At 42.9% G+C, this 3,388-nt stretch carries 3 protein-coding genes; all 3 read right to left on the bottom strand.

Going from position 1 to position 3,388, the window contains the following annotated elements; all coding sequences use genetic code 11:
- Positions 1-30: 30 nt before the first annotated feature.
- A complete protein-coding gene (locus tag PX481_RS13145; protein WP_288023583.1) occupies positions 31-606 on the bottom strand; it encodes an Alr1449 family protein in 576 nt (191 codons plus the stop codon).
- Between the two features lie 537 nt (positions 607-1,143).
- Positions 1,144-2,103, bottom strand: a complete 960-nt coding sequence (locus PX481_RS13140) for an aldo/keto reductase (RefSeq protein WP_288023581.1) — start codon at positions 2,101-2,103, stop codon at positions 1,144-1,146.
- Between the two features lie 358 nt (positions 2,104-2,461).
- Positions 2,462-3,388 (bottom strand): polysaccharide biosynthesis/export family protein (locus tag PX481_RS13135; RefSeq protein WP_288094711.1); only part of this gene is annotated, 927 nt, incomplete at its 5' end.

The following is a 3,388-nucleotide window of genomic DNA, read 5'->3' as shown; positions in this document are numbered from 1 at the left end:
GGAAATTTTCCTACAAAATTGCTATTACCTTTAGTCGGGGAAAGCTAAACCGCTGCGGGGATCGCGAATGTATAAACCTAACACCAGCGAGGAGATAACCGTATCCCAGACGGGGGTGAATTTTTCCGCATCATCGACCCAATAATCCATAGTAATTAAACATTGAACTCCAGAACCAATACCCACGGCAATACGGGAATAAGCTGGCCGATTTTCTTGGGGGTCGATGAATTGAATTTGCACCCAAACAATGCGCGCAGTTTGGCGTTTTTCTTGGATAACTTCGCCAATTTCGTGAGGATTGCGGCTATCTTCACGAGCTAACTTTTTGACCATTCCTTTTAGGGGTAATTCTTTCCAATCTCCGGGGGGAAGTAAATTATAGGAAACCTCTAAACGACAATCATCATTGGGGGGTTTTCTATCCAAAAAACGAAAGGAATTATCATCGGGTTCAAAATGCCAATCTTGAGGAACTTCAAAGCGCACTGCACCGCGACCAGCTACAAAAATACTATTACCTGGACTAGATTTCCAGTTATGATCTGGATTTAAGTCGAGGGTTTCTTTGATCCATTGCAGATTGTGTTTTTTGGATTTAGCCATAGGGATAATCCTGCGATCAGAATCGGACTATAGCTATCATTATACAGGCTTTTTCCTGAGAATTAAATATCAAGCCTTTCTCATAAAGATGAAGTAAAACGTAGGGTGCGTTACTAACGCACCACCTATCATCAACTAAGTAGCCAGTCGTAGGGTGCGTTACTAACGCACCACCTATCATCAACTAAGTAGCCAGTTACAATCAAAGAACAGGAACTGAATCTCACTTTCGTAAATCTACTAAGTTGGGATTTTTAAAGGGAAACTCTCTTTTAAAATTGGCCGTTACTTCCGATTTTATCACTCAATCCAAGCTTTTGGGGGGTTCTACCCCCCAAACCCCCCGTTGGGGTCGTGGCGCCGCCCCCAAACCCCGGAGCGCATTAGTTTTTCGGTGGGATGCTTAGACGCGATTGTTCATATTTTTGTACCAATTTAAGAGTCACTGATAATTGCTGATTGTCGGTATTTCTGCAAATGTTGAGATGCACCCACCAAAACTTCTATCTCACCCTTAGGATAACTGCTGCATAATTTTTAGAAATCCCACAGCACGGGATTATCATCCAAGAAATCAGTTACCTGTTTACCAATATTATCAATTAATTTTAGGTCTTCTGGGGTTAAATTAATTGTCATTGCCTGAGCGTTATTAACTGCTTGAGCAGCATTTCTTACCCCAGCAATTGCATTAGTTTGGGGTTGCTTAATTAACCAAGCAAGAGATAATTGAGCTAGGGAACAATTATAGCGGTCAGCAATCGGTTCTAATTGATTTAAAGCCGCTTGTACCCTCTGAAAGTTTTCGCCATGAAAGAGTTTATTTTTAATTCTATGGTCTTCCGCTGCCAACTGATAACCATTTCTAAATTTTCCTGTTAATAAACCTTGGGCAAGGGGAGAATAGGCGAGAATAGAAATATTATTTTCTATACAATAGGGCATAATTTCCTTTTCTACCGAGCGCCAAAACAGAGAATAGGGAGGTTGAATACTCTCAATTCTGCCGTATTGACTGGCTTCTTCCAGTTGAGAGCGGGAGAAATTGGAAACCCCTATAGCGCGAATTTTTCCCTGTGCCTTTAGATAATTAAGAGCGGCCATAGTTTCAGAAATAGGCACTATTTCCGTGTTCCATGAACCACTAGGCCAATGAATTTGGTAAATATCTATATAATCAGTTTGGAGGTTTTTTAAAGAGCGCTCGCAAGCTGCGATAACTTGCTCATATTTGAGGTGATTAGCAAAGACTTTGGTGGCATAAATTACCTGTTCTCGCATATCGGCTAAAGCTTGAGCGACAATCAATTCTGAGTGACCTTCCCCGTAGATTTCGGCTGTATCTACAGTGGTAATTCCTGCCTCAAAAGCTGCACGAATAGCCTTAATACTTTCCTCATCTTCAATACCTGCCCACATCTTTTTTCCTGCTTGCCAAGTACCCACAAGAAGGGGAGTAATTTCTATATTAGTCTGACCGAGATAGCGTTTTTGCATAACAGTTTTTTTGATGGGTTATGTATGCTTAGGGTTTTAGTCGGGTTTAGGGTTTAAAATCTCAGCTAAAGAGGACTAAAGTGACAAGGATAAAAACCTTTACCAGTAGGGGTGTAAAGAACAAACTTAACAAGCCACAAAAAAGACCTAATAAGCGGGTACTGAGGCTAATTATTTCGCCTTGAACATTATAGCTAATCGACAGGGCGATGAGGGCTAGAGTAAGGAGAAAAATCATAGTTTTCTTTCCTGAGTCTATTGAGCAGAAAAGCCGTGACTGCTCACGACTTTTTGCCGTTTCTATATCTATTATTAGCTCGATTACTGGGCTAATGACATCGGGGTAAAGTGAACTTTTTTAACGGAAAAGATTTAAAAATCCGTTGAAGAGGCCTGTCAGACCGGTAAAGGGACTTAAAACCGTGCCGAGGGTGTCGGTGGCAGAGGCCAGACCGCTACGATGAACCACAACCACATCATTATTGCGGAGAATCGGGTTAGTTTTCTCGTTGATACCCTGGGAAAAATCGATGTTAATTGAGTTTTTGGTGACAGTCCCGTTAGGATTGAGACGAATTAATTCCACTGTGGACTGATTGGCGCGACGCTTATCAAAGTCTCCTGCGGTTAAAATTGCCTGATTGAGAGGGGTATTGGGAGGAACTTCAATTGTCCCCGGTTTTTTCACCTCCCCGACCACTTTCACGTTAATGGTTTTGGGGGCAAAACTGGCCGATGCTAGGGTTTCCGATTCCTTGGCCGAGATTTCAGTAGCGGTGGGGATAATCACCGTATCCCCTTCTTGGAGGATGATATCAGCGGTCATATCGCCTTTATCGAGCAAACTCCAGAGATCTACGGGGATTTTCTGCTGGGAACCGTCACGGGTATAACGCAGCACTTGCACCTGTCGGATATCAGCGAGGGGTTTGATACCTCCCGCTTCTTGGATAGCTTGGGTTAGTCGGGCCGGTTGTCGTCGAATTCCCCGATTATTCTCTGTGGTGACGGTGTTAACTTGATTGGGGACAATACGATGGGACCCCGGACGATAAACTTCTCCCACCACAGTAACATTAATTTCTCGATCGCTATCTAGTCCAAAATTGGCATCAGCTAATTGATTGACTTCCCCGACGCTAAGGGTCGTTTTAGTGGGAATAACGATGCTATCACCATCTCTAAGGCTAACATCTTGGGTTTTATCGCCTTTTTGGATTAATTGCCAGAGATTGGCTTGAATTAGCTGTTCTTGTCCCTTGAGGTTGCGTCGGATTTGAACTTG

Source organism: Microcystis sp. M53603_WE2, from assembly GCF_030065435.1.
This window is presented reverse-complemented; position numbering and strand designations above follow the sequence as displayed.